The sequence below is a fragment of the Parasphingorhabdus sp. genome (assembly GCF_048269865.1).
GTDB lineage: Bacteria > Pseudomonadota > Alphaproteobacteria > Sphingomonadales > Sphingomonadaceae > Parasphingorhabdus.
The window spans coordinates 111,687-137,882 of the sequence record NZ_JBLWUA010000010.1 but is presented as its reverse complement, the minus strand read 5'-3'; the positions used below and the strand labels follow the sequence as shown (position 1 = coordinate 137,882).

Here is a 26,196-nt window from a genome sequence, read left to right as displayed (position 1 = left end):
GGACCGCGCAGAAGTAGATCTGGATGCGCTGGATGATACCTTCCAGCCCAAATATGAATTGTCTCCTGGAGAACGAAGGTCTCTGGCAGAAATTGGCGTTTTGACTCCACAGTATAATGGCCTTCCAAGAGATGCTTTTGGAAAGGAGGGCGGACAATATCTGACCGCTCTGATCAGGAACCTCAATGGTCCTATCCTATCTCGTTGGGGTTCGATTCTGCTTCGCCGCACTTTGTTCAGCAAGGTCAATAGTCCGGATAATGTGAATCCAGCCGATTGGGTGGCCGAACGCGCGTGGCGCTTGCTGCGGATGGGGGAGGCAGATGCGGCTCGCTCGCTGGTATTGAAGGTTGATCGCGGTAATTATACGCCTCGACTGTACGAAGTTGCCATGCAGGCCCATTTGGCAACCGCTGATCCAGCTGGGGTATGTCCTTTGGTTGACGGGGGCATCCGGGTGAGTGATGCACCCACTTGGATAATGTTCCGCCCGATCTGTGCATCGTTTACTGGCGAACAGAGCCGCGCCACCAGTTTGCTTCAACAAGCGCGACGGAACAAGGTGGCTACCGGAATAGACTATCTGCTGGCGGAAAAGACGATTGGCGCCGGTTTTGAAGGTCGGAGAGCGGTCTCAATCCGATGGGATGATATCGAGTTTTTCAACAACTGGCGCTTTGGCTTGGGGGCTGCAACGGGCGTAGAAGCACCGGATCGGCTCTATGCCAAAGCTGGCAGGCACGTGCAGGGATGGCGGGTGCGAGCTCCGATGCTATCAATCGAATCGAGAATGAAAGCGGCAGATGTCGCCGCGGCCCTCGGTGTGCTGTCGAGTCGAGCGATGGTCGATCTATATTCCGCTGCTTATGATGATCCGGACACGAATGATGAGTGGAAGGCGCAGGCTTCGGTGTTGCGCCAAGCATATATCGATGACACCGCAGAAACACGTATTGGCGCAATGCGTGATTTATGGAACCGGTCTGACGGTTCTCTTATGCAATATTCGGCCAAAATATTGACCGCTCGCGCTGCCGCTAGAATCCCTCCATCGGATGCGCTGAGCGATCAAAGCGCCGATCTTATCGCTTCGATGATGTCTGCGGGCCTTGATCGCAGTGCTATCCGATGGTCCGACGTTGTTGACGAAGGTAGTGACAGCTGGGCGCTTTTGGCTGTTGGTTCTCCTGCCAATGCCGCCGTTTCCTACAGTGCTCTCGACGATTTTGGCGACAATGACGCAAGCAATGGGCAGCTTCGCAGTAAATTTCTTTTAGCGGCATTGGCTGGACTGGGGAGGGCCGACGAGGAAACCATCAACGACTTTGCAGATGATCTGAGTTTAGACCTGAATCGGTCAACGAGATGGACGAAAGCGATTGATTCGGCCGCTCGGCGCGGTCAACAGGGAACAGTCGCATTGCTGGTCGCTGTCGGCATGCAAGGCAGGAGTTGGCAGGTAATGTCGCCTTTGCATCTCTACCATATTACGCGGAGCCTGAAACGGGTCGGCCTGGAAGCGGAGGCGCGGATGATCGCAGCGGAAGCACTGACGCGAACGACGTGATCTTTGTATCTGCCGTCGTGAGGTCTGTTTGTAGAAAACATGAGCAATGATGCAAATCTAATCGACCGGTTTCTGGAGATGCTATTGGCGGAAACGGGCGCATCTCAGCATACTTTGTCCGCCTATCGTACGGATCTTGAGCAAGCTTCAACAATCACCGGCGGCCGATTGGCCACAGCAGATCGCGAGATTATTCGCAAACTTCCGTCACATTGGCGCCGCTTGCAAAGCAGCACCGTCGCACGCAAATCTTCCAGTCTCAGGCGCTTTTTTGGCTTCCTCGTAGAAGAAGGCTTTCTGCTGAACGATCCCTCCGATGCGCTTCCGAAGCCAAGTCTGGCTAGGTCGCTGCCAAAAACTTTGTCCCACACCGAAATCTCGTCCCTGTTTGAGTCGATCAAAGTGGAATTGACCAATGAGTCCGTTAAACCAACTGTGTTCAGGTTGTCTGCTATATTGGAATTGCTTTACGGCTCCGGATTAAGAGCGAGTGAGCTTGTCAGCTTGCAGCGATCTTCGGTGAAGCGTGACAAGCCCTATTTGATTATCAAAGGGAAGGGCGACAAGGAACGGTTGGTTCCGATTTCTCATCAGGCTCGCGACGCGGTCCACCGTTGGGCTGACTTTGTGGATCCGCGAGAAAAGTGGCTTTTTCCGTCGAGGACGGGCCATATCAGCCGGATAAGGCTGTTCCAGATCGTCAAGGAGCATGCCTCCCGGGCGGGTATTAATCCGGCAAAAATCAGTCCGCATGTTCTCCGGCATGCCTTTGCCACGCATCTATTAGAGGGAGGCGCTGACCTGCGGGCGCTGCAGACCCTGCTAGGTCATAGCGATATCAGTACGACACAAATTTACACACATATCGACAGCGCTCGACTGGTTGAACTGGTCAATAACCGTCATCCTTTGGGCCAACGAAATCTCGCGCGTTGACCTTTAGCCTGTCCGGTCCTAATTCCTTTTTATGACATCTTATCTCGATTTTGAAAAACCAATCGCGGCGCTCGAATCGCGCATCCTCGAACTGAGCGATACGGCGGATGAAGGGGCGCTCGATATTCAGGCCGAAATTGAGAAGCTCCAGGTTAAATCAGCCAAAATGTTGTCGGAAACCTATGGCAAGCTGACCCCGTGGCAGAAGACACAAGTAGCGCGTCATCCGGAAAGACCGCATTTCAAGGATTTTACCGCTGGCCTGTTTGATGAGTTCATACCCTTGGGCGGTGATCGAAATTTTGCTGATGATCAGGCAATAATTGGCGGCTTCGCGAGGATTGGCAACCGTCGATTGGTTGTCATTGGCCATGAAAAGGGGGATGATACGGAAAGTCGATTGCGGCACAATTTCGGGATGGGCAAACCCGAAGGTTACCGTAAATCCATACGCCTCATGGATCTGGCTGATCGATTTTCGCTTCCGGTCTTGACCTTGGTGGACACCTCAGGTGCTTTCCCGGGTGTGTCCGCAGAGGAACGGGGCCAGGCGGAAGCGATCGCCCGCTCTACCGAAAAATGCCTTTCTCTTGGCGTTCCGATGGTCGCGATTATCGTCGGCGAGGGCGGGTCCGGAGGCGCGGTTGCATTGGCAGCAGCAGAGCGGGTGCTGATGTTTGAACATGCTGTATATTCGGTCATTTCTCCGGAAGGCTGTGCTTCCATTCTTTGGCGTACTGGAGACAAGGCAGACGTGGCGGCTGATGCGATGCAAATCACCGCTCAAAATCTCAAAAAACTGGGTGTTATCGATCGGATCATTGAAGAACCGGTCGGTGGTGCGCACCGCGATCCGGGATTGGCCATTGCAGCGCTGAGTCACGCGATTGAGGAAGAGTTTGTGGAACTCGAAGCTTATGACCGCGAAGAGCTAAGACGTCTGCGCCGTGACAAATTCCTGCAAATGGGGGCGCTTTAACACCACAAAAGACAAGCTCCGCACTGGCTCCGGCGGGTGTAACGTGATTTTACACGCGGAACCCTTTGCTGATTGATCGGTTCCTATACAGTGCCACCAAGAGGAGCTTGATATGAAACATATTTCGAAAAAAATGATCGGCGCTGTGGGAGTCGTAGGTTTAGTTGCCTGCACAGGCAGTGGTGCAGGGGCTGGAGCGGTTGCTTCTGCTGGCAGTCAATCCGGCGAGGCACGGTCGATTTCGGCCGCTGAAAAGCGGAAAGGCGCCGAAGCTCATCCTCAATTGCTTGAGGAATTTGGTGGTGCTTATACCGGGCCGCAAGTCGGTTATGTAGTAAGAGTCGGACAAAATATTGCAGTGCAATCCGGTCTTGGCAATGCCCGGAGTGATTTTACGGTTACGTTATTGAATAGTCCAGTGAACAACGCGTTTGCGATCCCGGGAGGTTATGTTTATCTCACCCGCCAATTGATGGCGCTGATGAATGATGAAGCAGAAATGGCCGGCGTGTTGGGCCATGAAGTCGGCCATGTAGCCGCAAGGCATAGTGAAAAACGGCAAAAAGCTGCGACGCGGAACAGCATTTTGGGTATATTGGGACAAATCGGTTCCCAAGTTTTGCTGGGTGACTCGGCTATAGGTCGGCTCGGGCAGCAAGTTTTTGGTACCGGTAGTCAACTGCTAACCCTCAAATATTCGCGCAAGCAGGAATATGAGGCGGATGATCTCGGTATTCGTTATCTTGCGTCTGCCGGCTATGACCCCCAAGCACTTTCAACAATGCTGTATTCTTTGGCTTCGCAATCCGCGATTGATGCTAGACTGGCTGGCCGAGACGCTCGGAGTGCGCCGGAATGGGCAAGCACCCATCCTGATCCTGCACGTAGAGTATCGCGTGCTGCTAAAAACGCCAGCAAGCTGGCTAAAGTCGGCGGGATCCGCAACCGCGATCAGTTTTTGCAGAGCTTGGACGGTATCCTATACGGAGATGATCCCAAACAGGGGGTTATCGAGGGCAACAGCTTTCTCCACCCTGATCTAAGGGTGAAATTTACGGTTCCGAACGGGTTTTCCATGCAAAATGGTGCCCGGGCGGTGTCTATCGCCGGATCGTCCGGCCAAGCGCAGTTTACGACTGCCCCCTATAAAGGTGATATGACAGCATATATCGATGCTGCTTTCAAACGGGTTGCGGGCGAAGGAAAAACAATTTCCCATGGTGGTATACAAAGAACGACGGTCAATGGTTTGCCTGCCTTTTACGCCATTGCGAGGGTCGACAGCAATAATGGCCCGGTGGATGTAACGGTGTTCGCCTACGAATTTTCGAAGAGCAGTGCTTTTCATTTTGCTGCCATCGCTCCGGCAGGCAGCGCTGCAGTGTTCTCTCCGATGTATCAAAGCATGTCCAGACTGTCGGCCTCACAGGCGGCTTCCATCAAACCACGTAAGGTAGATGTCGTGACCGTAAAAAGTGGTGATACTATCTCCAGTCTGTCATCCCGTATGGCCTACACCAGTTACCAGCAAGACCGGTTCCTGGTACTGAACCGGTTGAACGCGAATGATGTGTTGCGGGCAGGGCAGAAGGTCAAAATCATAACCTTCTGATCCATTCGGGCAAAAAAAACGGCAGCCCGAAAGCTGCCGTTCTTTTTTTGTAATCCGAAGATTAACCTGCCATCGAGTTATCGACTTCGCTGAACGTGTTGCTGAGGGTGTTGCCCAGTTGGCCCATTGCAACGATTGCTGCAACAGCGATCAATGCAGCGATCAGGCCGTATTCGATGGCGGTTGCGCCTTCTTCATTCTTGAACATTTTACGTACGAATTTCATGTCTGGTCTCCTAGATTTGACATATTCCACTTACCCAAATTGAATTCTGTTCGAACTCAATATTCAATGATCTAGACGAGAAACCTTACTAAAGATTTAAGCGCAAAGCCGAGAATTACGAGACTTCTGTTACCTCGTTGGCTACGTCATTCCACATGCCGACGGTTTGATTCGCAACGCGGTCGATAGCGACAATCGCTGTCAAAGCGATGAGAGCTAAAATCAAACCATATTCAACGGCTGTCGCACCCTCGTCAGAAAGATATAATTTTTTCAGAAATTTTATCATATCTCTCTCAACACGAGTAAAGTTCTGCTAAGTCATGAACAGAACCGGTTTCACAGAAAGTGATTAATAAAATCCTTACAGCGCATAAAGAAATGGCAAAAAATCCGACATATCTTTTCGTTGTAGCCGCAGCGCTGATCGACAAGAACAGCAGAATTCTGGTCCAGAAGAGACCCGCCGGGAAGCCGATGGCTGGCCTGTGGGAGTTCCCTGGTGGAAAAGTCGAAAAGGGCGAAACGCCCGAAGAAGGCCTCGTGCGGGAATTAAATGAAGAGTTGGCTATTGAAGTGGACCAACGAGACATTGAGGCCGTTGCATTTGCCAGCGAGGCGTTGGAGGACCGCCATTTGGTTCTTCTTCTATATTTGTGCCGACAATGGGCAGGACAAGTTCAGAGTGCGGACTCTCTGGATCTGCAATGGTTGCCGATCGAGGCAATCCGGAGCCTGCCAATGCCTCCCGCCGATGGTCCATTGGTTGATAAGCTGTCGAATTTTATCGGCAGTCGCGGCTAACTTTTTGGGTCTGTCTTATCTGAGCCTGCAAGCGCTTTAGAAAGAGACACGTTCCCGCTTCCGCGGCGCGCTGGTTTCGGTTGATCTGGATGAGGAGCCCAGGCGCAAAGATACAATATATTGACGCTTTCTCGGAATCTGCCGTCGGTGCCTGCTGCAGCGTGGAATAAAGACTGCATGTTGCGATAGACCGTCCGGCGAAGCGATTTTTGGCCGCTGGCCAGGATATTGCTTCCTCCCATATCTCTTATGTCGGCGATCAATCGCTCCAGTTCTGAATAGGAAAGGCTCAAATGGTCGCTATCGGCGACTGGCAGCCTCAGTCCCGCGCGAGCCACCAGGTCGCCCGCTGTCCGGACGTCGATATTCGGATGAATATGCGCAGAAACAAGGTCTTCCTCGGCCTTCATAATCATCGATTTCAGCGATGGAAAGCTATCAGCGCTTATCAAGCCGGCCAGCATTAGTCCGTCCGGAACCAATATTCTGCGGATCAATACCAGTGCCCCTGGTAGGTCATTGATTGTATCCAGTGATCCAATGTTGATGATCAGATCAAAGCTGTGATCAGCGAACGGCAAGCGGTCATCATCGCAGACGACGCCTCCCAGTGCATCGATCAACCGCAAGCTAGAATCTGCTAAAATAACGGTCATTCCGCGTGCTTCGAGCTCTGTTCTGAGCCTATTTGCGGGCAATCCGATAATGAGCGCTCGCTGAAAGGTGCGCTTGACGTCATCGAGCCGGTCTAAAATTTCTTCCGCCATGATCTGCGAGAAAAAATCGTTGCCTGCTGTACGCGCATAAGCCCTGTCCCGGACAATGCGTCTTCGCCGGCGGCTAAAAACTTCAGGAACATTGACTGTATCGGTCATAGGGTCTTGCGCCTTTAGAGCGGCTGGAAGAAAAGATCAAATGTCGTTGGCCACGGTGATGCAATCGATAGTAGACTACGCTCTGCCCTCCAGATGCGCCATATGCGGTGCGTCGGTTGAGACCGACAACCGTTTCTGTCTGGCTTGTTGGCAAAAACTGGATTTCCTGGCGCGGCCATGGTGCGCGGCTTGCGGACTGCCGTTCTCGTTCGAACGCGCAGATGACAGTCTGTGTGGCAAATGTCTGGTCGATCGACCAATTCACGATGGGGTCCGGGCCGTGGTGCGTTACGATGATTCCAGTTCTCTTATTGCGATGAGATTGAAATATGGCACGCGCTTGGGCCTGGCAAAGCTGATTGCGAAGCATTTACAAAAATTCGCATGTGACTTTCCCGACAATGCAATCATTATACCGGTGCCGTTACACAGATCGCGTCTTTGGACTCGCGGATTCAATCAGTCGGTACTGATCGGCAGAGAACTGGCGAGGGGGACCGGTATCGAAATGAATTACAACCTGATCTCCCGCTGCAAAATTACGCCGCCACTGAGAGGTATGAACAGCGCACAGCGTACAAAAATTGTAGCGTCTGCATTTAAGCTCAGCACCGAAGCCGACAAACAACTGGCAGGAAAGTCTGTTTTGCTCGTGGACGATGTCTATACGAGCGGTTCAACCAGTAATGCTTGCGCGCGGCTGCTGAAGAAAGCGGGGGCCCTGAATATATTCGTATTCTGTTGGGCTAGGGTCATCAAAGACCTTGAGGCAAGCTAATTTGCTGTCCGGCCAGCGATGGCTTGAATTTCTTATGCTGGCAGTCCATTTGTAATAGGATGGTAGAAAGAGCCAATTATGCCCAAAGTTGAAATATATACAAAGTTTACCTGCGGCTTCTGCTTCCGCGCCAAAGCCTTGCTCGAAAGCAAAAACGTCGATTTTGAAGAGACAGATATCTCGATGGGAGGCAGCAAGCGCGAAGAAATGATCCAGCGGTCTGGTGGTCGCACCACCGTGCCGCAAATATTTATCGATGACCGCCATGTTGGTGGATCGGATGATCTTGCGGCTCTCGAACAGTCCGGTGAGCTCGACCAACTTCTCGCGGGCTGATCTGGTTTGAAAATCGCGCTTGCCCAGATGTGCAGTGGTATTGCCCCTGAGGAGAATGCCGTGCAACTTCGGTCGCTGATCGCCGACGCGGCGGCTGGCGGCGCCGAGATCATCTTTACGCCGGAGATGACTGGATTGCTGGATCGTGACCGTTCTCGCGCGGCGCACGCAATCCGCGGTGAATCGGATGATATCGTCCTGTCAGCAGCCCGAACAGAAGCGCGAAAGCACGGAATTTGGGTGCAGCTTGGGTCCCTCGCGATCAGAATATCACAGCGCCCGGATCAGAAATGGCTGAACCGTTCCTATTTGATCAACCCCGGTGGCGAGATTGTCGCTCGCTATGACAAAATTCACCTGTTCGACGTTAATCTGAGCGCGAATGAAACGACAAGGGAATCCGCTGCATATGCTGGTGGGGATCAGGCTGTTATCGCGCCGGTTTCGGCGGCAACCCTCGGTTTGTCGATTTGCTATGATCTGCGCTTTTCAAGGCTTTATGAAGCTCTGACCAATGCGGGTGCCAATATTTTGTCCGTTCCGGCAGCATTTACCGTTCCGACGGGCAAAGCTCACTGGGAAATATTATTACGCGCGCGGGCGATTGAGGCTGGCGCATATGTCGTCGCAGCAGCGCAATGTGGGGAGCATGAGGACGGTCGTTCCACCTATGGCCACTCCATGGTGGCTGATCCCTGGGGGCAAATTTTGCTCGACATGGGTGATGGTACCGGGCTTGGTCTCTGCGATCTGGATTTGACAAAAGTGGAGGAAGTGCGTTCGCGGGTTCCAGCAGTCGCCAATAGAAAAAACTTCCGAGAGCCAGAGAGTAGATCATGATCGTTTTCGACTTGATATGTGAGGATCAGCATCATGCCTTTGAAGGCTGGTTCGGATCCTCGGCAGACTATGCAGAACAAAAAGCGGATGGTTTGGTACAATGTCCGGTTTGCGGCAGCAAAAATATCGCCAAAGCGGCCATGGCGCCAAATTTGGGTCGTAAGGGAAATCAGGAACCTGTCGCGGTCGATCAAGATGTCAGCCAGCCGGATGCCAAAGCCGCACAGTCTATCAGTAGCAAGACAGCAGTTCCCGCCCATTATCAGGAAATGATCGGGAAATTGGCAAAGATGCAAGAGCAATTCCTCGCCGATTCAGAATGGGTGGGCGATAAATTTGCCAAGCGGGCAAGAGACATGCACTATGGTGATGCTGACGAAAAACCTATTCACGGAACGGCGTCAAAGGACGAAGTTGCAGACCTGGCAGAAGAGGGAATCTCAGCGCTTCCCCTACCGATTCCGGTTCTGCCGCCGAAATCCAAAAATTGATTGTGGCATGGGCTTGCTGATCCGGCTAAACCCACGACCATATCGCGCCCGTAGCTCAGTCGGATAGAGCATCAGATTCCTAATCTGGGGGCCACAGGTTCGAATCCTGTCGGGCGCACCAAAATCCCTGCGATGTCCGAAACGCGTTATTTCGTTCAAATCTGCTGGCCATTGATCGGGGGCTTTCGATTGCCAGTCGGCGTTTACGTCAATGCCACGATACTGGCCAAGATCAGCCGAACCAGGTCTGCTTGCCCTTTGGTTCCGGTCTTGGTGTAAATTCGTTTTGAGTAAAGTCGGGCGGTCTCGTAGGTCAGGCCGAGCAGGCTGGCAGCTTCCTTGATTGTTACCCCTCGGCTGATATGCAGGGCAAGGCGCGCTTCCTGCAACGTAAGTCCAAACAGATTGGCCACATGCTGGCTGCGTTCGATGCTATTGGACCGTTCACCGTGTATAAAAGCGACCCCTAGCGGCTTGAGGGTGCCTGGCAAATCTGTCGGTGGATTGGTGAGTAGCATATCCAGCCAAGGCTCATCGGATAGGTGGATGGTCCGCGCCAAGCTTTCGCCGGCCTGTCTACGCTGCAGAAATTTGCGCATGACAGCTTGTGCATCGGTATTTTCGGCGATCAGCCTCCCATCCGGTGATTTGCGCAGGGTTTGTCCCTCGAGGACAATAGCTTCGGCTTGCTCGCTCATGTCGATGATCCGCCCACCGGCATCGAGCATGAACCAGCCGAAATTGAGGCGCATGATCGCATCCGCTGAAATGCCGGCTTTCAGACGCTGCCTTTCGAGCTCAGCATGGGTTCCCGCCGCAATCGACAGATGATTCGCCAACGCGCCGAGCAAGGCTCCATCGCTCGCGGAAAAATCGCTGGCCTTGCGCCCGAGAGAAATCCAGATTTGCCCTCCATTTGGCTCGGCAACTCTCATATTCCGTGCAAAGCGGATGTCAGCATCTTGCATGAATAGAGCTTTGAAGCGGTTTTGGCCGGGATCTTTGGCATCGGCAAGTTCGTCCAGAGAATAGACCCGGTTCAGACGCATCGCCATATGGGGCAGCTGTGATGCGCTTTCATAATTCCGCCGATATAGGTCATTACCCTCATCGGAGCCATCGACGCTCGCCGGAATCCGGATCGATTGTAGCCAGTCATGCTCGCCCTGGAAAAAGAGGCCAGCACAATCCGCAGCCGTTCTGCGCCGCAACTGCTCCAGAAAGTCTTGCCACGGCGGCGCGCCGAGTGTGCCGCGGTGCAATGCCGCGATCAGATCATGCTCTTCACTCAAAATAACCGACATTGCAAATTCATATCCCATTTGGGAACTACATACGAGTGGGAATCGGTTATTAGCCGACAGAAAGAGCAAGATTGGAACAGCAATGACCCGTGTGTTGACGCATTTAGAGCGGCTTGAAGCCGAAGCAATCCATATCATGCGTGAAGTCATGGCCGATGCGCGAAAGCCGGTCATGATGTACAGCGTTGGCAAAGATAGCGCCGTGTTACTCCATCTCGCCAAAAAGGCTTTTTACCCCGCTTCCCCGCCATTCCCGCTGCTGCATGTCGATACGACCTGGAAATTCAAGGACATGTACGACTTGCGGGAAAAGGCTGCGCAAGATGCGGGAATGGAGCTGATTGTGCATCAGAATGCAGAAGCAAAGGAGCGTGGGATCAATCCTTTCGACCACGGTTCGCTGCATACAGATATGTGGAAGACCGAGGGGCTGAAACAGGCACTTGATCTGTATGGTTTTGACGTAGCGTTCGGTGGCGCAAGGCGCGACGAAGAAAAAAGTCGGGCGAAAGAACGGATTTTTTCTTTCCGTACCGCCAGCCATGGATGGGATCCGAAGAAGCAGCGACCCGAATTGTGGAATCTCTATAATGCCAAGAAGGCCAAGGGCGAAAGCATTCGGGTGTTCCCGATCAGCAACTGGACCGAGCTTGATATCTGGCAATATATTATGGCCGAAAACATCGAGATCGTGCCCCTCTACTTTGCTGCGCCGCGTCCGACGTACATTTACGAAGGGGGCCTATTCATGGCCGATGATATGGAGCGGCTCGAACAGGTGATGGGTTATAAGCCGGAAATAGTGACACGCTCGGTGCGTTTTCGGACATTGGGCTGTTTTCCTCTGACAGGGGCAGTGGAGAGCGCCGCGTCGACTCTGCCGGAAGTTGTGCAGGAAATGCTCCTAACCACCACCAGTGAACGGCAGGGGCGCATTATCGACAAGGATGAAGGCGGTGCGGGCATGGAAAAAAAGAAGCAGGAAGGATATTTCTGATGCGCGAGCATGCCGGTGAAGAACCAATTTATCAGACCGAAGCGCTGATTGCCGAGGATATTGAAGAGTATCTCGCTCAGCATCAGAACAAGGAGCTGCTCCGCTTCATTACATGTGGCAGCGTTGATGACGGCAAAAGCACATTGATTGGTCGTTTGCTTTACGACAGCAAGATGATTTTTGAAGACCAGCTGGCGGCTCTGGAAGCCGACAGCAAGAAGTCGGGCACGCAAGGGCAGGAAATTGATTTTGCGCTGTTGGTGGATGGTCTCGCCGCGGAGCGTGAGCAGGGCATTACAATTGATGTTGCTTATCGTTTCTTCGCGACCGAAAAACGCAAGTTCATCGTCGCCGATACGCCGGGCCACGAACAATATACGCGCAATATGGTCACCGGCGCTTCGACTGCCGATGCGGCCGTCATTCTGGTCGACGCTCGCAAGGGTATTTTGGTGCAGACGAGGCGCCATTCCTATCTGGCTCATCTACTCGGGATCAAACATCTGATTCTGGCTGTGAACAAGATGGATTTGATTGATTTCAACCAGCAAAGCTTTGATGCAATTGTCAAAGAATATGCTGAGTTTGCCGAAGAAATTGGCATCGAGACTTTTACGGCGATTCCGATTTCCGGTTTCAAGGGCGACAATATCACGGCCGCACCTTCCATACATACGCCGTGGTACAAAGGGCCCTCGCTGGTCCATCATCTGGAAAATATCGAGATCGCCGCTACGGCGGCGCAGGAAAATGCGTTCCGCATGCCAGTGCAATGGGTCAATCGACCCAATCTCGATTTTCGAGGTTTTTCCGGGCTGGTTTCTAGCGGGTCCATCAAAGCCGGGGATCCGGTGCGGGTCGTTCCCTCCGGTAAAACCAGTATCGTCAAAACTATCGTCACGATGGATGGTGATCAGGACGAAGCTGTCGCTGGGCAGTCCGTAACGCTCACGCTCGATGATGAGATCGATTGTTCCCGGGGCGATGTCATTGCAGCCGCAGACGATCCGCCTGAAGTGTCAGACCAATTTGAAGCCACCATCGTCTGGATGAGTGAGGAAGCCCTGAAGCCGGGCCGCGGCTATTGGCTTAAACTGGCTACGCAGACCGTCAGTGCTTCGGTGCAAGAGCCGAAATATGAGATCAATGTGAATACGATGGAGCATCTCGCTGCCAAGACATTGGAACTGAACGCGATCGGTGTTGCCGAGGTTCATACCGACAAGCCAATAGTGTTCGAACCCTATACAAAGAGCGCTGAACTTGGTGGTTTCATCCTCATCGACAAGATCACCAATGCGACGGTCGCTGCCGGCATGCTGCATTTCAGCCTGCGCCGGGCCGACAATGTTCATTGGCAGCCAACGACAATAACGCGGGAAGAGCATGCTTTGCTCAAGAACCAGACACCGCGCGTCCTGTGGTTTACGGGGCTTTCGGGTTCCGGAAAGTCGACCATCGCCAATGAGGTTGAGAAAAGCTTGAATCTGATGAATCGTCATACCTTCCTGCTGGATGGTGACAACGTGCGACATGGACTCAATAAAGATCTTGGCTTCACCGAGGCAGACCGTATCGAGAATATTCGCCGGGTTGGTGAAGTCGCCAAATTGATGACCGACGCGGGGCTGATCGTCCTGACGGCTTTCATCAGCCCGTTCCGCGCCGAACGCAAAATGGTTCGCGAGATGCTGCCTGACGGAGAGTTTATCGAGATTTTTGTCGATACGCCGCTGGAGGTGGCAGAAGAGAGGGACGTGAAAGGGCTTTACAAGAAAGCGCGGAGTGGAAAGCTGAAGAACTTCACTGGTATCGACAGTCCCTATGAGTCACCAGAGAGTCCCGAAATTCGGGTCAATACGGTGGAGATGACGCCCGCTGAAGCCGCCGAATATATCGTCCGCCAAATCATGCCACTGAAATGAGTAAAGCTATGACAGACGCAGAACTTGCCGCTCATCTTGCTGAAATAGCCGGCCGGATATTGGTTACGGTGCGGGATATTGAACTCTTTGATGGCAAATCACTGGGCAAGGTAGGGGATCAAACCGCCAACGAATTTCTGATCCACGCACTTCGCCATCAGCGACCGGACGACGGACTTCTGTCTGAAGAGAGCAAAGATACGGAAGACAGGCTGGATAAATCGCGTGTCTGGATCATTGATCCGGTCGATGGCACGCGTGAATTTGGTGAAATGCGATCGGATTGGGCGGTGCATGTTGCCCTGGCGGTTGATGGCATTGCGTCTGTTGGAGCAGTTGCATTGCCCGGCCTTGATGGCGGCGTTGTACTGCGGAGTGATGAAATTCAGTCTTTTCCTACCCATGAAGGTCGACCACGCCTGGTTGTGAGTCGTACCCGCCCGGCATCCGAAGCATTGTCGGTTGCAGAGCGACTGGGGGGCGATTTGTTACCAATGGGTTCCGCAGGGGCCAAGGCGATGGCTGTGGTGCAGGGGGACGCAGAAATATATCTCCATTCCGGTGGCCAGTATGAATGGGATAGCTGCGCGCCCGTAGCGGTTGCATCCGCTTATGGCTTGCACTGTTCGCGGATCGACGGATCGCCACTGGTCTATAATCAGCAAGAAACTTATGTGCCCGATCTGCTCATATGCAGGAAAGAATGGGCCGAAGCTGTGTTTAGAGCGTTGGACAATTAGATCCAAATAACGGCCGGAACCGCAATAAAGCGGCGCCCCTTGTCGCTGATTAGTGCTCGTTAATGTTCGCTGCTTCAATAAGATTGGTCAGTGCAGTTGCCAATTTTTGAGGTCGCTCGGCTATGGCCCAAAGTTTCAATCCGTCCTCGATCAACCTGGCTTGATCGCCCAGTGCCGGGTCACCAAACATCGCGGCAGTTCCCGCCAGCTTATGCAGTTCCTCTCGAATTTCGATGATTTCGCGATCGGAGAAAGTGCCTCTATTTACAAAAGCCTCAAAACTGCGGACAGTCTCTTCTTTTCGCTGGGCATAGCGTGTGACCAAATCTTCGGAAAGATCATCCTGCGCTGCTTTCGTAGCGGGGCTGGCGCTATCTGTTTTCTTTGGCGGAAGCCATTCCTGCAAAGCAGCTTCGAGGTTCGAGATATCAACCGGCTTGGATATGTGAGCCTGCATCCCAGCTTCCAGACAATTGCGAATATCATCAGCGAATGCATTGGCTGTTATTGCAATTATTGGCAGAGTGTCAGCTGATACGCCATTGGCCCGAATGACCCTAGTGGCTTCGTATCCGTCCATCAAAGGCATCTGGATGTCCATAAGTACGAGATCAAACGGATTGTTGTCGGATATTGACTGGGTGACTTTGGCGACAGCTTCGGTGCCGTCCTCAGCCAGCTCGGTTTCATATCCCAGTCTCTTTGTCATAGCCTGGATCAAAATTTGATTCACATCGTGATCTTCGACTAATAATAGACGGGCTTTGGCAGTGGAAGAATTGGAAGCATCTAAATCGGTTTTGGGGCGGCCTTTTTCGGTCGCGCCGTTGATGTCCTGATTTTTTTCCATGCTCTTGCCTTTCGTGTTGGCTCTATCCAACTGAATATTCTTGTAAACCGTAACGCCACTTTTGCCGAGAATAACAGATGGTGATCGCGGACTTCAATAAACCATCCACAATTCGTAGGTTTGAACCCCTTCCGCATCCTTGTCAGCAATTCAAAAGCCTCTCTTTCATGGTTCTTGTCGATACGGAGAACATGTTGCTGCTCCGCTTCAATCAAAAACTGTGAAATGCCACTTTCATGAGTCCATACCGATCTCCCGAAGAGGAGAGCTATTTATATTTCAGATGTGAAAATATTGATTAATTTCTTTGTGGTAGGTCAAAAGATGTTTTTGGACATGGTGAGGATCTGCTGAGCAACCATCCTTGTGTCTGATTATTTCGGGCTGAGTTCGGCCTGAAACCTGGTTGTAAAGGAACTGAAATTGGCCACTATTCTGTTTGCAGATGATGACGCGCTGTTGGGTGATCTAGTTTATCACAAGCTCAAGTCATGTGGTCACGATGTTACTGTCGTTGACAATGGATATAGCGTTTTGTCCGCTGCCCTTCGCGTTCGGCCGGATCTGATTATTCTGGACAACCGTATGCCTGGATTGCGGGGTCCGGAGGTCCTTCCAGTGCTTAAGCGGGAGGAGAGAACTGCAAATATTCCGGTCCTGATCCTAACGAGCATAACCGGGCAAAAGGCCATGTCGGAAGCTTTTCGGGGTGGAGCGTCTGACTACATGACAAAGCCATTTTTACCGCAAGACCTGGTCGATCGGATAGTATCATTGTTGGATTCGCGTGAGGCCGTGGAAAAAGTTGATGCGCGCCGATGAAATCTGTTTTGAAACGCGCCGGGCGAGCTCTTCAGAATAATCAGCTCTTTCCGCTGGATATTACCGCCGGACTCACTTTGCTCTTGGGCACTATCATCCTGCTCGGGGTTACAATCTTTTTCTGGAAAGTGACGCAAACACAGACGTACGAGCGCAATCTTGCGGCGTTTGAAACCCTTGCAAAGGACAACGAACAAGCGCTCAATTACAGGATAGAATCTTACCGCCAATCGTTGGACAGCGGGGCAGGGTTGTTTGCGTCATCCGATCAAGTAACGAAAGACGATTGGAGAACATTTGTTGATATTCTGAATATCGATGAAACGCTGCCCGGCATCAACGGCATTGGCTATATCGAGCGGGTTTTGCGTTCAGAAGAGGCCCAATATCTGAAAAATGTGGGTTCTCGCGGCGTTAGCGATTTTGTTGTGCACCCGAAAACCCAGCGGCGCGAAATTCTTCCGATTTTATACATCGAACCGATTGCCGAAAATCGCGAGGCAGTAGGACTCGATATCGGATTTGAAGCAAACCGTCGCGCGGCTGCCGAGACGGCGCGCGATACCGGCGAAGCGACGATAACGAAACGGATATTTCTTGTGCAGGATCACAAAAAAAGCGCTGGGTTTCTTCTGCTTCGGCCCATTTATAAGCTTGGGCAGCCATTGCATTCTGTGGCCGATCGCCGCGCCGCTTTCCAGGGTTGGATCTACGCGCCATTCATTGCGCCTCGTTTTATGCAGGGCCTTACAGCGAGCCAGGACCGAAATTTCGGTATCACAGTCTATGACGGAGATACACCAAGTGCCTCCAATCTCATTTTCGAACATGAAGCAAAAAAGGGATATGCTCGAACCGCCCTTTTTTCGGTGACGAAGGTGTTGCCGATCATGGGCCAAGAATGGACTGTGTCGTGGCATAGCACACCTGAATTTGAGAACAGTGTTCAGACAAGCGAGTCCAAGTTCATTTTGATTGGCGGCTTTGTTCTAATCTTGGCTTTCGCCACTCTCGTGATGTTTCATGCCCGCCGCGAGGCCTATGTCAAACAAGAGGTCGAGAACAAGACGAAGATACTCGTCGACAAGGAAAAGGAAATTGTCAGTGCACTGGAGGTTGCTGAAGCCGCGACCGGGGCAAAGTCCAAATTCCTCGCCAATATGAGTCACGAAATTCGGACACCGATGAACGGGGTTATCGGTTTTACCCAGTTGCTGGATGATGGGACGCTGAACCAAACCCAACAGAAATATATCCGGCTGATATCCGAATCCGGTTCAGCGATGATGAAACTGCTCAACGATATTTTGGATATTTCCAAGGTAGACTCAGGCTCAATGACCATCACGCCCGAGCCGTTCGATGTACGCCAGTTGCTAAAAAACTGCGTAAAGATGTTTTCGCCCAATGCTGAGGAAAAAAACCTTAAGATTCTGGTCGAAGTTGATGACCGTCTGCCACAATGGCTGAAAGTGGACGGATTCCGGCTGCGTCAGATAATAATGAACCTCCTGGCGAATGCTATAAAATTTACCGACGCCGGGCATATCGCGATAGCTGCAAAATTCAATGCCGCGGCCCAGACCGATCAAGTGGGCCGGCATCAATCCATCTTGAGCATCACCATAGAAGATACTGGTGTCGGAGTTGCTCCCGACCGACAGGCGGCCATTTTTGAACCCTTTGTTCAGGAGGATGGCTCGACGGCAAGAAAGCATGGGGGCAGCGGATTGGGCCTGACGATATGCAAACAGCTGATCGAGTTGATGGGTGGGTCGATCCGATTGGATAGCGAACTCGGTCAAGGGGCAAAATTCACGTTGGAAGTCCCGGTGGGAACCCTGACACAGGACGCTTCCAAGAATTCGGCCACATTGTCCGCATAAATTGCGCCTATATGGCCTGGAAATCCGGACTGAAGGCCAGTTCCCAGCCCCTGGCTTGATTGCTTTCCGCAATTTGGGACGATAGAGACGAGCTTGATAAACAGGACGAAACCTTGGACCATTCAAAGCCACCGCGCGCGGCGCATTTATCGGCAACACAACGAGAATGTTTGCGTCTTGTGGAAATAGGGAAATCTTCAGACGAGATCGCGGAGATTCTCAATATTTCCAAGGCTGCGGTCGTGCAGTGCGTGGCCGTTGCCCGCCGCGCGCCCGTCGCCGATCACCGGCTCCCATGTGACGCGGCGGCTCCTCCTCTCAATGGCACGTTGGCTTCGGGAGGGCCTCAGGATTATCGATCACCTGGTTCCATGCTCGATGAGCTTTCGATCGCTTATGATTTTGATGTCGAGCATGATTTGGCCGGGCCGCCAATGTCCGTGGTGGATGCCGAAGGGCGCTGGAGCACTGCCAAGAAAATCGCGATCATTGTCGTTTTGACGATCGGGACATTGGCTATTGCTTTGATCGGATTGTCAGTATCACAGTCTGTTTCCGGGTTGTTGACCGGTTGACCAGAAGCGCCGTCTCATGATTTGAGCGGAACTCCCCATTTCATTGGTCTTAGCGCTATTGCTTGCAATTTTAGTTGCCGGAATCATCGCGGAAAGAGCCGGTTGCATCATTCCATCGCCGGGCCAGGGCACCAGGCCAGAACGCTATTTGAGGTCACTATAGATTGGTTGCGCACGGCGGCCAGTCATGGCAAATTACTTCAAAGATAAAAACTAGGCAGAGGATATAATCATGGCGACAGCGCTTCAAACTGACGACGCCGCAATGGGCGTTGGACCAGGTTTTTCGATACCTGATCCGCATGATATCGAAAGTTTGCAAAACAAGGTATCGGATGCGGAGTGGCAAATACGCTGTGATCTTGCTGCTACCTACCGCCTTTGCGCCATGCACGCATGGACCGATTTGGTGTTCACCCATATTTCCGCGCGGCTGCCCGACGAAGACGGCGAGGAGCGGTTTCTGATTAATCCTTATGGGGTGTTGTTCGATGAAATGACAGCATCCGCGTTGGTCAAGATCGATCTTGATGGCAATATCAAGCAGGACACAGCCTATTTCATCAATCCTGCAGGATTCACCATTCACAGTGCCGTGCACAGCGCTCGTGAGGATGCGGGTTGTGTAATCCACGTTCACACACCTTATGGCATTGCTGTTTCTGTGCAGAAGGCCGGATTGCGGCGTTACACGCAATTTGCGATGCAGATCCATGATGATCTCGCCTATCATGATTATGAAGGCATCGCGCTTGACCTGGATGAACGCAATCGTTTGATCAACGACCTCGGCGAGAAGAGCCTGCTGATCCTGCGCAATCATGGGACGCTAACCCTCGGGCAAAATTGCGCGATCGCGTTTCTGCGGATGTATATTCTCGAAAATGCCTGCAAGACCCAGATTCTGGCGCAGTCGGTCGGAAGCGAAGAGCATCTTCATGAAGAAAACGCAGACATGGGGCATCGGGTGCACCAGCAATCTTCTGCCGCGTTTCAGAAAGGGCTGGGGGATAATCTGATCTGGCCTGGACTGATGCGGAAGTTACAGCGCACCAACCCGGGATTTGATCATTAAAGATCAAACGGTTGTCGCGAGAGGAGCTCTACTTTCTTGTTCTCAAAGACCGCTGATCCCAGTTCCTGTTTCTTTTCCATCAGCAACTGGTCGCGCTGCCGTACCATTTCGATAATCGGATCATGGAAATGCTGGACGGCGGCGGTCAACCAATCATTGACCAGCGGGTCGCCGGGAGCACCGGACATGTCAAAATGGCGCAATTGCGAAGCGATCGCCTCGGCCGGCATCATATATTCGTAGGTGACCCAATAATTGGTCGTGAACCAGCCGATCGGCATGCCATCGAGGCCGAAGCTGAGCGCGCCGAAATGGACGACTCCCTGGGTCTTTTTGCCATTGGGTAATTTTGCAGGAGGCTGGTAATAAGGCTCCACACCATCGAACATGGCGAGCGGCAGAAACATGTGGAAATGGCCATGTTCGCCTTCATCACGCTCCTCGGGCTTGTGCGCATGATAAAACCAGCGCGACTTGTTGCCCGGCGCGATGCAATCCCCTTTGGGGTAATGCTGATATTGAACGAAAGGGGCGTCTGCCGGCACCACTCTGGGTACTAGCGAGACGCCCTCTCTAGCTATCTGGCTTGTAAGCTCAAACAGCCTTTCTAGTGCATTTTTCAATGCTAAATAAGCTAGGCTTACTCGGTTACTTCTTCAGCAGCCGCGCAGGTTGCATCTTCAGCTGCGCAGGTTGCTTCTTCAGCAGCGCATTCAGCGGCACAAGCGGCGGTGTCAGCAGCACATGCAGCGCATTCAGCAGCATCCGACGCTTCTTCAGCTGTGTCATCAGCAACAACTGCGGCATCGTCAGCCTGTTCTGCGCATGCAGAAAGAGCAGGAACAGCAAGAGCAAGGCCGCCAGCTACAGCGAGCATTTTGCGGAAGTTGGTTTCGGTAGTCATTTAAATTATCCCCTTTGGATGAACTAGACTTCCACCTTTATCTGGAAAGATACGGGCATGGCAAGTCTATTTCGTAAATATTGCATTAATCTGGCGGTTTATCGGGGGAATTGTCGGTCGTCGTCAACTTCAATAAGGCGATTTTTTTGGGGTTTGCCAGATGCCGCCAGTAGTTATCGCTCGACCCCGCGAATCTTTCCCCATTGCCTGGCGACCGTATAACCCAGATAGCCCGTGCCGAAGAGCGCATAGAGCGGTTCCGGTATGCCGGAGAGATATGCGTTCATGCCGGCGGCGATGTCGCGAGCGGCTTCCGGACGGACCGCAGCGATAAGGCCCATCGGAATCGACCAGAGCAGGAGCATGTACATGACGTAAAGAAAGCTGGGGCGTGCGCGGCTGGTCCAGGGATCTGTCGATTGCGCTTCCGCAAGCATGGCAGACAGCTGGAGACGAACCTCTTCCAGTTCCTGACTGCCTTCAAGTTTGAGGAGCTCCAGTTTTGCGCGATCGCGCGCTTCGCGGTCCGGAATGATTTTATCAATGATGTTGGAAACTGGGCCAACCAGAGTGGAGAGAATGGACATATTTGAGGTTTCCTTTCGATATAATCTTATGGGGGAGTGGTCAGCCGATCCGATTGGCGAGCCAGCCGTATAGAAAGGCCTCATTGGCCGGCCGTTTTTCCGCAATTTCGATATAGCGCGCACCTTGCAGGGACTCGATCGCCTTCAGCAGGACCTGCTGGCCCTTGCCAACACGCTTGCTCAGGAAGGCGCGAAGCGCATTGAGTGTGTTATTCCCGATTTTGCCATCGACCGATATTTCGCGATAGTCGCGTGCGTTGCGATTGAGCGCGTTGAGGGCGCGCTGGAGGAAAGCCGTGGCCGTGCCCGTTCCCATGTTTATCCCGGTATCAAACAGCTCCGTTGCTATATCTGGTGCAAGCAGAGCCACCCGGTCAAAGCCGGGGCGGAGCCAGTATTGGCGCTTGTAAATGGCTGCGGCTTGCTCGCGCGGGAAATGCTTCATGTCATCGGCATAGCCATGCAAGCGGGCTACAGCCTCGGTGATGCCCCAACGGGTGGGGCCACCCCGATCGGCGGGATGATTGGAGAAATCTCCCTCGAGCGCGATGACCTGGTCGATGAGAGTGTCGATATCAGGAGGTTTGAACATGCGAAATCGCCTTTCCAGTTAGCAATGGCAAGATATAACCTATTTGGTTATCTGTAGGAAAGGGCTGAACAATTTTATATGGGATCGCCGCACCGGCTGACTGCTCATGCTGTAGCCGGGGCCTACGGGATATTGCGTATCGCGCCGGCCTTTTCAGTGGTCCAGATATGGCCCATGACTTGGAAAACCATCCGTCTTGAATTGGCCCGAACCCCCGACTATCCGAACGGATCTTCCGCCCATGCCTATGTCTTTCGTGTTCCCCTGGATGAAGACGGCTTTATCGAACCGGAAGTGTTGAAACAGGCTGAGAAGCGGCCGGTCGTCCGGCGGTTCTGGCCAGGGCAGGCGGACCAGAGCGGTGTTGTGATCGCTTCGCCCAAGGGATGGGTTTTTTCCTACAAAATCGGTGAAGATGACGATGAAGCCATTTTTCGGATGAAAGACCATCCTTTGAACGTCGGCGAATATCTGACAATCACCGAAACCGATGGCAGCGAGTTGCCGTTTCGCGTCATCAGTTGCCATGAATAGAGGAAAGTCCGACCGCAAGGCTAAAACTATGCTGAAGTCACTGAAACTCGCCGGATATGCAACAATTGCAGGGCTGACCCTCAGTCTGGCCAGCGGTCCGGCGCGGGCAGAATGCGTGCTAAATTCAGCGCAGCTTTATGATCCTTTTACACCTTACAAGGAAGCAGGATCGATCATCCACAAGGATAGCGGTTTCGTGTTTCCGGCAACCATTGCCGGGTTCCGGCGCGAATGTGAAATGACGACCGATTTTTCCGGCAACAATTTCGAGATTGGCTATCTGCGCGACTATCAGGATCATGAAATTGAAATCAAAATTGCGATCGTCCATCTGGTTGAACTAAATGCCGAAGATCATTATAAAATCGTCAAGCCCGATCTGCTTTTTCACTATTCCAATCCGGCGGTCATTGCCGAGGGCGATTATTTCGTTTCCGGGCGACCGGACATAGCGGCCTACCAGGGTGTCTTTGATGGGGACAAGGATGGTGTGCCCTGGCATTTCAGCGTGACAACGCTGGATTATGGTTATTGGGATGCGCGTCTCATCGCTTCCTATCCGCAGGAAATCGATGCCCCGGCACAAGAGGCCATCATGGAATTGATCACTGCCTTTCAGTGGCAGACGCCAACCCCAGAAAAACCCGCTCCTTAATAGGCGTTGGTTCGTGGGCTGGAATGCCCGGAGCCAAGCTTGCCGGTTCGATGGTACTGCACTTTCCGTCTATCTCGACGGGCGTCAGGCTATCCATAGGCTAGACTATGCGCGCCGCAGTCGCGGCAGATCCGTATTAACCCTTATACAGGTGCGGTTTTTGTGCCGCTAGTCTCCTGCCAACGCCTTTATTTCATCAATGGCGACGTCGAGACAGGAGAGATTTATGAAATCCGTAATGCTATATATTGCCGATGATACGGGCTTCGAGGCCCGCCTTCAGGCGGCGCTTGATCTGACCCGTTCGCTGAACGGCCATCTTCATTGTCTTCGGGCCAACCCCTATGACCCGCAAATGGCGTTCGATGGTGTGACCGGCATGTCGGTCATGTATGATATCAGCAAAATGTCGCGCGAAGTCGACGAAAAACTGCGGGCCGAAGTCGAAAAGCGTTTGGCCGATGAAGATGTTTCATGGGACTATCGCGAAGAAAACGATAATCCTTCCCGCGGCCTGTCAAAAAATTCTGCCCTGATGGACTTGATAGTCCTGAGTTCCGCCAGTGGCGACTCCGACAATGCCATGCCGCTGGGTTTGTTGGGGGACGTGCTGTACAATGCGTCGGTTCCGGTCGTGGTCCAGCCCGACGCCGTGAAGAAATTTGACGCCTGCGGACCGGCATTGGTGGCCTGGAATGGCAGCTTTGAGGCAGGAAATGCCCTTCGTGCCGCCGTACCTCTGCTAAAAATGTCAAGCGATGTGCATATTTTGACGGTGGCAGAGGATAAAGGTCACGATCTTCCACAGCTCGCCGCTTCGGAATATCTGGCCTATCACGGGATCAAATCAACCGTCCGCAGCCTGCCCGCAGGGAAAAAGCCTGTTGATACGATTCTTGCGGCGGAAGCGAAAAACCTGAACGCCGAATATATTGTCATGGGTGCCTATGGTCACAGCAGGGCGAGAGAATTCATATTCGGTGGCGTCACGCGCAATCTGTTCAAAAACTGTCATATCCCGCTTGTTGTATCGCGCTGAATGAACGTTCAGCGCGTCCAAGAAAGGTTATATTTTCTTATGGCAAAGCCCGTAATATGTGTAGGGTCGTCGCCTTCGCAAGGATCGACCGGGCAGCCAAAGGATAGATATCACAAGTGCGTGACAGCAACGCTTTTGATGCGGATCGGCAACCCTATCTGGAGTCTGTCCTGTCCAGCCTGCCGAATTGTGTCATGATTGTTGATCGCAATCTGCAGACGATCAATTGCAGTATGACTGGCCTGGATATCCTCGGCGTATCCAGTGTCGCTGAACTTCCCGAGGGCGCGCCTGAAAGCGTCATTGCACCTGCTCATCGCGGTATATTTCACCGGGCCATGCTGCGCGCATTTGATATTGAAGCCGCCAAACATGCCCTGCCAATCGAGGTGCAACTGGAACTGCCCGACGGCCGCTCGATGTTTGCAGAGTGCAATCTGGCTCCGCTGGTCAATCCCGACGGCGAAATAGAAACGGTATTGATATCGTTCCAGGACCTTTCGGCGTTTAACAATGCCGAAAGCAAACTCCATCAGGCCAACTCGATACTGAAATCGATTCTGAAGACCATACCCGACGCTATGGTGGTTATTGATGAAGAGGGGTTGATCAGTTCTTTCAGCGCAACGGCCGAAAAAATGTTTGGATATGATCAGAGAGAAATTATCGGCAAAAATGTCGAAATCTTGATGCCAGAGCCCTATCGAAGCGCGCATGACGGCTATATGCAACGATATCTGGAAACCGGCGAAAAACGGATTATCGGTATCGGCAGAACGGTTGTTGCGGTCAAAAAGGACGGGACCACTTTTCCGATTCAGCTGGAAGTCGGTCAGGCAAAGATTGGCGACCAAGTCTATTTTACCGGCTTTATCATTGATCTGACCGAAAAAAAGCAGAGGGAAGCCGAGCTACAGTCGCTACAGGAGGATCTTGCGCATGCTTCTCGCCTGAGCGCGGTCGGGACATTGGCCTCTTCGCTGGCCCATGAGATCAACCAACCGCTGACCGCCATCGCCAATTATCTGTCGGCTGCCCGCGACATGATGGAGGGAGACCTGGCCGAAAACCGGGAGTATTTCCTGGAGGCGCTGCAAGAAAGCGTCGTCGAAAGCTTGCGGGCAGGGACCATCGTCCGGCGGCTGCGGGAATTTGTTTCGCGCGGGGAAATCAACAGGCAGGTTATCTCAATCGCGCAGGTCGTCGAGGATGCAACGGTTCTGGGTACGATCGGGGTGCAGGAAAAAGGTATAGAATTTTCGATCGAGATCGCGCCGGATACCAATCATGTATTTGTTGATCGCGTTCAGATTCAGCAGGTGATGGTCAACCTGATGCGCAACGCGATTGAGTCAATGGCAGATAGCGCCGAGAAAAAGCTTCATATTGCTGTGACGTCACTTGATGATCAGTTGGTAGAAATTGCCGTATCGGACACCGGCTCCGGGATCGATCAGGAACTGGGAGACAGGATTTTCGATCCTTTCGCTAGCACCAAGGGAGAGGGCATGGGGCTTGGTCTTTCAATCTGCCGGACGATCATAGAATCGCATGGTGGAACGATCCGTGCCGAACCCCATATCGGTGGCGGGACAATATTCCGGATAACGTTGGAAAAGGCAGAGCAGGAGCAAGAGGATGGCGAATGAACGTCTGGTCTATATCGTTGACGATGATGATTCCGTCCGGCGATCGGCGGCATTCATGTTGCGGCATGCCGGATTTAAAGTCGAACCGGTAGAGTCCGGCGTCGCGTTTCTGAAGCTCGCGAAGGGCGCGGAGCGCGGCTGCGTTCTGCTCGATGTGCGCATGCCCGACATGGACGGGTTGCAGGTCCAGCAGCAGATGAACAAGGACGGCATTAATATGCCGGTGGTAATCCTGACGGGTCATGGTGACGTCGAAATCGCGGTCCAGGCAATGCGCGCCGGAGTCATCAACTTTCTTGAAAAACCCTATGAGAAAGAGGCGCTTATCAGCGCCATTGAAGAGGGATTCGGTCGCCTTGAAAATAACGATCTCAAGGAAATGGCCGCTTCCGAGGCGAAAGTCCGGCTGGCGGCCCTCACCGGAAGAGAGCAGGATGTCCTGGAAGGCCTGATGGCCGGATATCCGAACAAGACGATCGCTTATGATTTAGGAATTTCGCCGCGGACGGTCGAAATTTATCGCGCCAATATGATGGAAAAACTGGGCGTACGCAGTCTCGCCGATGCTTTGCGGATCGGCTTTGCTGCGGAAGGCGATAACGGCTCGAAGGACTGACC

30 protein-coding genes and 1 tRNA gene are annotated in these 26,196 nt (G+C 52.7%); 22 read left to right on the top strand and 9 right to left on the bottom strand.

Annotated elements, in window-relative coordinates:
* Window positions 1–262: 262 nt before the first annotated feature.
* The 4 genes from ACN0WW_RS14245 (at window position 263) to ACN0WW_RS14230 (ending at window position 5,094) form a co-directional block, all read left to right on the top strand.
* Window positions 263–1,567, top strand: coding sequence for a hypothetical protein (locus ACN0WW_RS14245; RefSeq protein ID WP_417613527.1), 1,305 nt, complete (start codon window positions 263–265; stop codon window positions 1,565–1,567).
* A gap of 39 nt (window positions 1,568–1,606) precedes the next feature.
* Window positions 1,607–2,503, top strand: a complete 897-nt coding sequence (locus tag ACN0WW_RS14240; RefSeq protein WP_417613526.1) for a tyrosine recombinase — start codon at window positions 1,607–1,609, stop codon at window positions 2,501–2,503.
* Between the two features lie 31 nt (window positions 2,504–2,534).
* Complete coding sequence (locus ACN0WW_RS14235) at window positions 2,535–3,482, top strand: acetyl-CoA carboxylase carboxyltransferase subunit alpha (protein WP_417613525.1); 948 nt, start codon at window positions 2,535–2,537, stop codon at window positions 3,480–3,482.
* Between the two features lie 133 nt (window positions 3,483–3,615).
* Window positions 3,616–5,094: a M48 family metalloprotease gene (locus ACN0WW_RS14230; protein ID WP_417613581.1), complete on the top strand. Its 1,479-nt coding sequence runs from the start codon at window positions 3,616–3,618 to the stop codon at window positions 5,092–5,094.
* Window positions 5,095–5,155: 61 nt separating this feature from the next.
* Here ACN0WW_RS14230 and ACN0WW_RS14225 read toward each other — a convergent pair whose 3' ends face one another.
* Both ACN0WW_RS14225 and ACN0WW_RS14220 read right to left on the bottom strand, forming a co-directional pair.
* Window positions 5,156–5,320: a Flp family type IVb pilin gene (locus ACN0WW_RS14225; protein ID WP_089131894.1), complete on the bottom strand. Its 165-nt coding sequence runs from the start codon at window positions 5,318–5,320 to the stop codon at window positions 5,156–5,158.
* A gap of 115 nt (window positions 5,321–5,435) precedes the next feature.
* On the bottom strand, window positions 5,436–5,609 hold the full coding sequence (locus tag ACN0WW_RS14220) for a Flp family type IVb pilin (RefSeq protein ID WP_417613524.1): 174 nt from the start codon (window positions 5,607–5,609) through the stop codon (window positions 5,436–5,438).
* A gap of 92 nt (window positions 5,610–5,701) precedes the next feature.
* Here ACN0WW_RS14220 and ACN0WW_RS14215 point away from each other — a divergent pair, with 92 nt between their 5' ends.
* Window positions 5,702–6,124: a (deoxy)nucleoside triphosphate pyrophosphohydrolase gene (locus tag ACN0WW_RS14215; protein ID WP_417613523.1), complete on the top strand. Its 423-nt coding sequence runs from the start codon at window positions 5,702–5,704 to the stop codon at window positions 6,122–6,124.
* Here the strand turns inward: ACN0WW_RS14215 and ACN0WW_RS14210 are convergent.
* Window positions 6,121–6,999 carry a methyltransferase domain-containing protein gene (locus ACN0WW_RS14210; RefSeq protein ID WP_417613522.1) on the bottom strand — a complete coding sequence of 293 codons (879 nt, stop codon included), beginning with the start codon at window positions 6,997–6,999 and terminating at the stop codon, window positions 6,121–6,123. The genes ACN0WW_RS14215 and ACN0WW_RS14210 overlap by 4 nt on opposite strands.
* Before the next feature lie 40 nt (window positions 7,000–7,039).
* Between ACN0WW_RS14210 and ACN0WW_RS14205 the strand changes: the two genes are divergently transcribed.
* The 5 genes from ACN0WW_RS14205 (at window position 7,040) to ACN0WW_RS14185 (ending at window position 9,565) form a co-directional block, all read left to right on the top strand.
* On the top strand, window positions 7,040–7,777 hold the full coding sequence (locus tag ACN0WW_RS14205; RefSeq protein WP_417613521.1) for a ComF family protein: 738 nt from the start codon (window positions 7,040–7,042) through the stop codon (window positions 7,775–7,777).
* A 78-nt stretch (window positions 7,778–7,855) separates the two neighbouring features.
* The gene (grxC, locus tag ACN0WW_RS14200; protein ID WP_417613520.1) at window positions 7,856–8,113 is read left to right on the top strand and encodes a glutaredoxin 3; all 258 of its coding nucleotides are present in this window, start codon (window positions 7,856–7,858) and stop codon (window positions 8,111–8,113) included.
* A gap of 6 nt (window positions 8,114–8,119) precedes the next feature.
* Window positions 8,120–8,953 carry a carbon-nitrogen hydrolase family protein gene (locus ACN0WW_RS14195; RefSeq protein ID WP_417613519.1) on the top strand — a complete coding sequence of 278 codons (834 nt, stop codon included), beginning with the start codon at window positions 8,120–8,122 and terminating at the stop codon, window positions 8,951–8,953.
* Window positions 8,950–9,444 (top strand): DUF1178 family protein, encoded by a 495-nt coding sequence (locus ACN0WW_RS14190; protein ID WP_417613518.1) that lies wholly within the window; start codon window positions 8,950–8,952, stop codon window positions 9,442–9,444. Before ACN0WW_RS14195 ends, ACN0WW_RS14190 begins: the two co-directional genes overlap by 4 nt.
* A gap of 44 nt (window positions 9,445–9,488) precedes the next feature.
* Window positions 9,489–9,565 (top strand) — tRNA-Arg (locus tag ACN0WW_RS14185).
* Between the two features lie 82 nt (window positions 9,566–9,647).
* Here ACN0WW_RS14185 and ACN0WW_RS14180 read toward each other — a convergent pair.
* Window positions 9,648–10,766 (bottom strand): helix-turn-helix transcriptional regulator, encoded by a 1,119-nt coding sequence (locus tag ACN0WW_RS14180; protein ID WP_417613585.1) that lies wholly within the window; start codon window positions 10,764–10,766, stop codon window positions 9,648–9,650.
* 52 nt (window positions 10,767–10,818) lie between these two features.
* Between ACN0WW_RS14180 and cysD the strand changes: the two genes are divergently transcribed.
* The 3 genes from cysD to ACN0WW_RS14165 are packed head-to-tail and all read left to right on the top strand — an operon-like array spanning window position 10,819 to window position 14,410.
* Entirely contained in the window at window positions 10,819–11,745 is a 927-nt protein-coding gene (gene cysD / locus ACN0WW_RS14175; RefSeq protein WP_417613580.1) for a sulfate adenylyltransferase subunit CysD, read from the top strand.
* The gene (gene cysN / locus ACN0WW_RS14170; RefSeq protein ID WP_417613517.1) at window positions 11,745–13,670 is read left to right on the top strand and encodes a sulfate adenylyltransferase subunit CysN; all 1,926 of its coding nucleotides are present in this window, start codon (window positions 11,745–11,747) and stop codon (window positions 13,668–13,670) included. Before cysD ends, cysN begins: the two co-directional genes overlap by 1 nt.
* A gap of 8 nt (window positions 13,671–13,678) precedes the next feature.
* Window positions 13,679–14,410 carry a 3'(2'),5'-bisphosphate nucleotidase CysQ gene (locus ACN0WW_RS14165; protein WP_417613516.1) on the top strand — a complete coding sequence of 244 codons (732 nt, stop codon included), beginning with the start codon at window positions 13,679–13,681 and terminating at the stop codon, window positions 14,408–14,410.
* Window positions 14,411–14,459: 49 nt separating this feature from the next.
* On the opposite strand, the gene ACN0WW_RS14160 is transcribed toward ACN0WW_RS14165, so the two are convergent.
* Entirely contained in the window at window positions 14,460–15,260 is an 801-nt protein-coding gene (locus ACN0WW_RS14160; RefSeq protein ID WP_417613515.1) for a response regulator, read from the bottom strand.
* A gap of 423 nt (window positions 15,261–15,683) precedes the next feature.
* Here ACN0WW_RS14160 and ACN0WW_RS14155 point away from each other — a divergent pair, with 423 nt between their 5' ends.
* The 4 genes from ACN0WW_RS14155 (at window position 15,684) to ACN0WW_RS14140 (ending at window position 19,618) form a co-directional block, all read left to right on the top strand.
* The gene (locus ACN0WW_RS14155) at window positions 15,684–16,082 is read left to right on the top strand and encodes a response regulator (RefSeq protein ID WP_417613514.1); all 399 of its coding nucleotides are present in this window, start codon (window positions 15,684–15,686) and stop codon (window positions 16,080–16,082) included.
* The gene (locus ACN0WW_RS14150; RefSeq protein WP_417613513.1) at window positions 16,079–17,968 is read left to right on the top strand and encodes a CHASE domain-containing protein; all 1,890 of its coding nucleotides are present in this window, start codon (window positions 16,079–16,081) and stop codon (window positions 17,966–17,968) included. Before ACN0WW_RS14155 ends, ACN0WW_RS14150 begins: the two co-directional genes overlap by 4 nt.
* 59 nt (window positions 17,969–18,027) lie before the next feature.
* A complete protein-coding gene (locus ACN0WW_RS14145; RefSeq protein WP_417613512.1) occupies window positions 18,028–18,543 on the top strand; it encodes a LuxR C-terminal-related transcriptional regulator in 516 nt (171 codons plus the stop codon).
* A gap of 232 nt (window positions 18,544–18,775) precedes the next feature.
* Window positions 18,776–19,618, top strand: a complete 843-nt coding sequence (locus ACN0WW_RS14140) for a class II aldolase/adducin family protein (protein WP_417613511.1) — start codon at window positions 18,776–18,778, stop codon at window positions 19,616–19,618.
* Here the strand turns inward: ACN0WW_RS14140 and ACN0WW_RS14135 are convergent.
* The 4 genes from ACN0WW_RS14135 to ACN0WW_RS14120 form a co-directional block, all read right to left on the bottom strand.
* Complete coding sequence (locus tag ACN0WW_RS14135; RefSeq protein ID WP_417613510.1) at window positions 19,615–20,241, bottom strand: DUF6969 family protein; 627 nt, start codon at window positions 20,239–20,241, stop codon at window positions 19,615–19,617. The two genes, ACN0WW_RS14140 and ACN0WW_RS14135, sit on opposite strands and share 4 nt — an antisense overlap.
* A gap of 25 nt (window positions 20,242–20,266) precedes the next feature.
* A complete protein-coding gene (locus ACN0WW_RS14130; RefSeq protein ID WP_417613509.1) occupies window positions 20,267–20,467 on the bottom strand; it encodes a hypothetical protein in 201 nt (66 codons plus the stop codon).
* A 228-nt stretch (window positions 20,468–20,695) separates the two neighbouring features.
* Window positions 20,696–21,109 carry a holin family protein gene (locus tag ACN0WW_RS14125; protein ID WP_417613508.1) on the bottom strand — a complete coding sequence of 138 codons (414 nt, stop codon included), beginning with the start codon at window positions 21,107–21,109 and terminating at the stop codon, window positions 20,696–20,698.
* A 40-nt stretch (window positions 21,110–21,149) separates the two neighbouring features.
* Window positions 21,150–21,701 carry a glycoside hydrolase family 108 protein gene (locus ACN0WW_RS14120; protein ID WP_417613507.1) on the bottom strand — a complete coding sequence of 184 codons (552 nt, stop codon included), beginning with the start codon at window positions 21,699–21,701 and terminating at the stop codon, window positions 21,150–21,152.
* A gap of 174 nt (window positions 21,702–21,875) precedes the next feature.
* Between ACN0WW_RS14120 and ACN0WW_RS14115 the strand changes: the two genes are divergently transcribed.
* From ACN0WW_RS14115 to ACN0WW_RS14095, 5 genes are all read left to right on the top strand, one after another.
* A complete protein-coding gene (locus ACN0WW_RS14115) occupies window positions 21,876–22,235 on the top strand; it encodes a hypothetical protein (RefSeq protein WP_417613506.1) in 360 nt (119 codons plus the stop codon).
* 28 nt (window positions 22,236–22,263) lie between these two features.
* Window positions 22,264–22,890, top strand: a complete 627-nt coding sequence (locus tag ACN0WW_RS14110; protein ID WP_417613505.1) for a hypothetical protein — start codon at window positions 22,264–22,266, stop codon at window positions 22,888–22,890.
* A gap of 226 nt (window positions 22,891–23,116) precedes the next feature.
* Window positions 23,117–23,929, top strand: a complete 813-nt coding sequence (locus ACN0WW_RS14105; RefSeq protein ID WP_417613504.1) for a universal stress protein — start codon at window positions 23,117–23,119, stop codon at window positions 23,927–23,929.
* A gap of 116 nt (window positions 23,930–24,045) precedes the next feature.
* Window positions 24,046–25,578 carry a PAS domain S-box protein gene (locus ACN0WW_RS14100; protein ID WP_417613503.1) on the top strand — a complete coding sequence of 511 codons (1,533 nt, stop codon included), beginning with the start codon at window positions 24,046–24,048 and terminating at the stop codon, window positions 25,576–25,578.
* A complete protein-coding gene (locus ACN0WW_RS14095) occupies window positions 25,568–26,194 on the top strand; it encodes a response regulator transcription factor (RefSeq protein WP_417613502.1) in 627 nt (208 codons plus the stop codon). Before ACN0WW_RS14100 ends, ACN0WW_RS14095 begins: the two co-directional genes overlap by 11 nt.
* The last annotated feature ends 2 nt before the right edge of the window (window positions 26,195–26,196 follow it).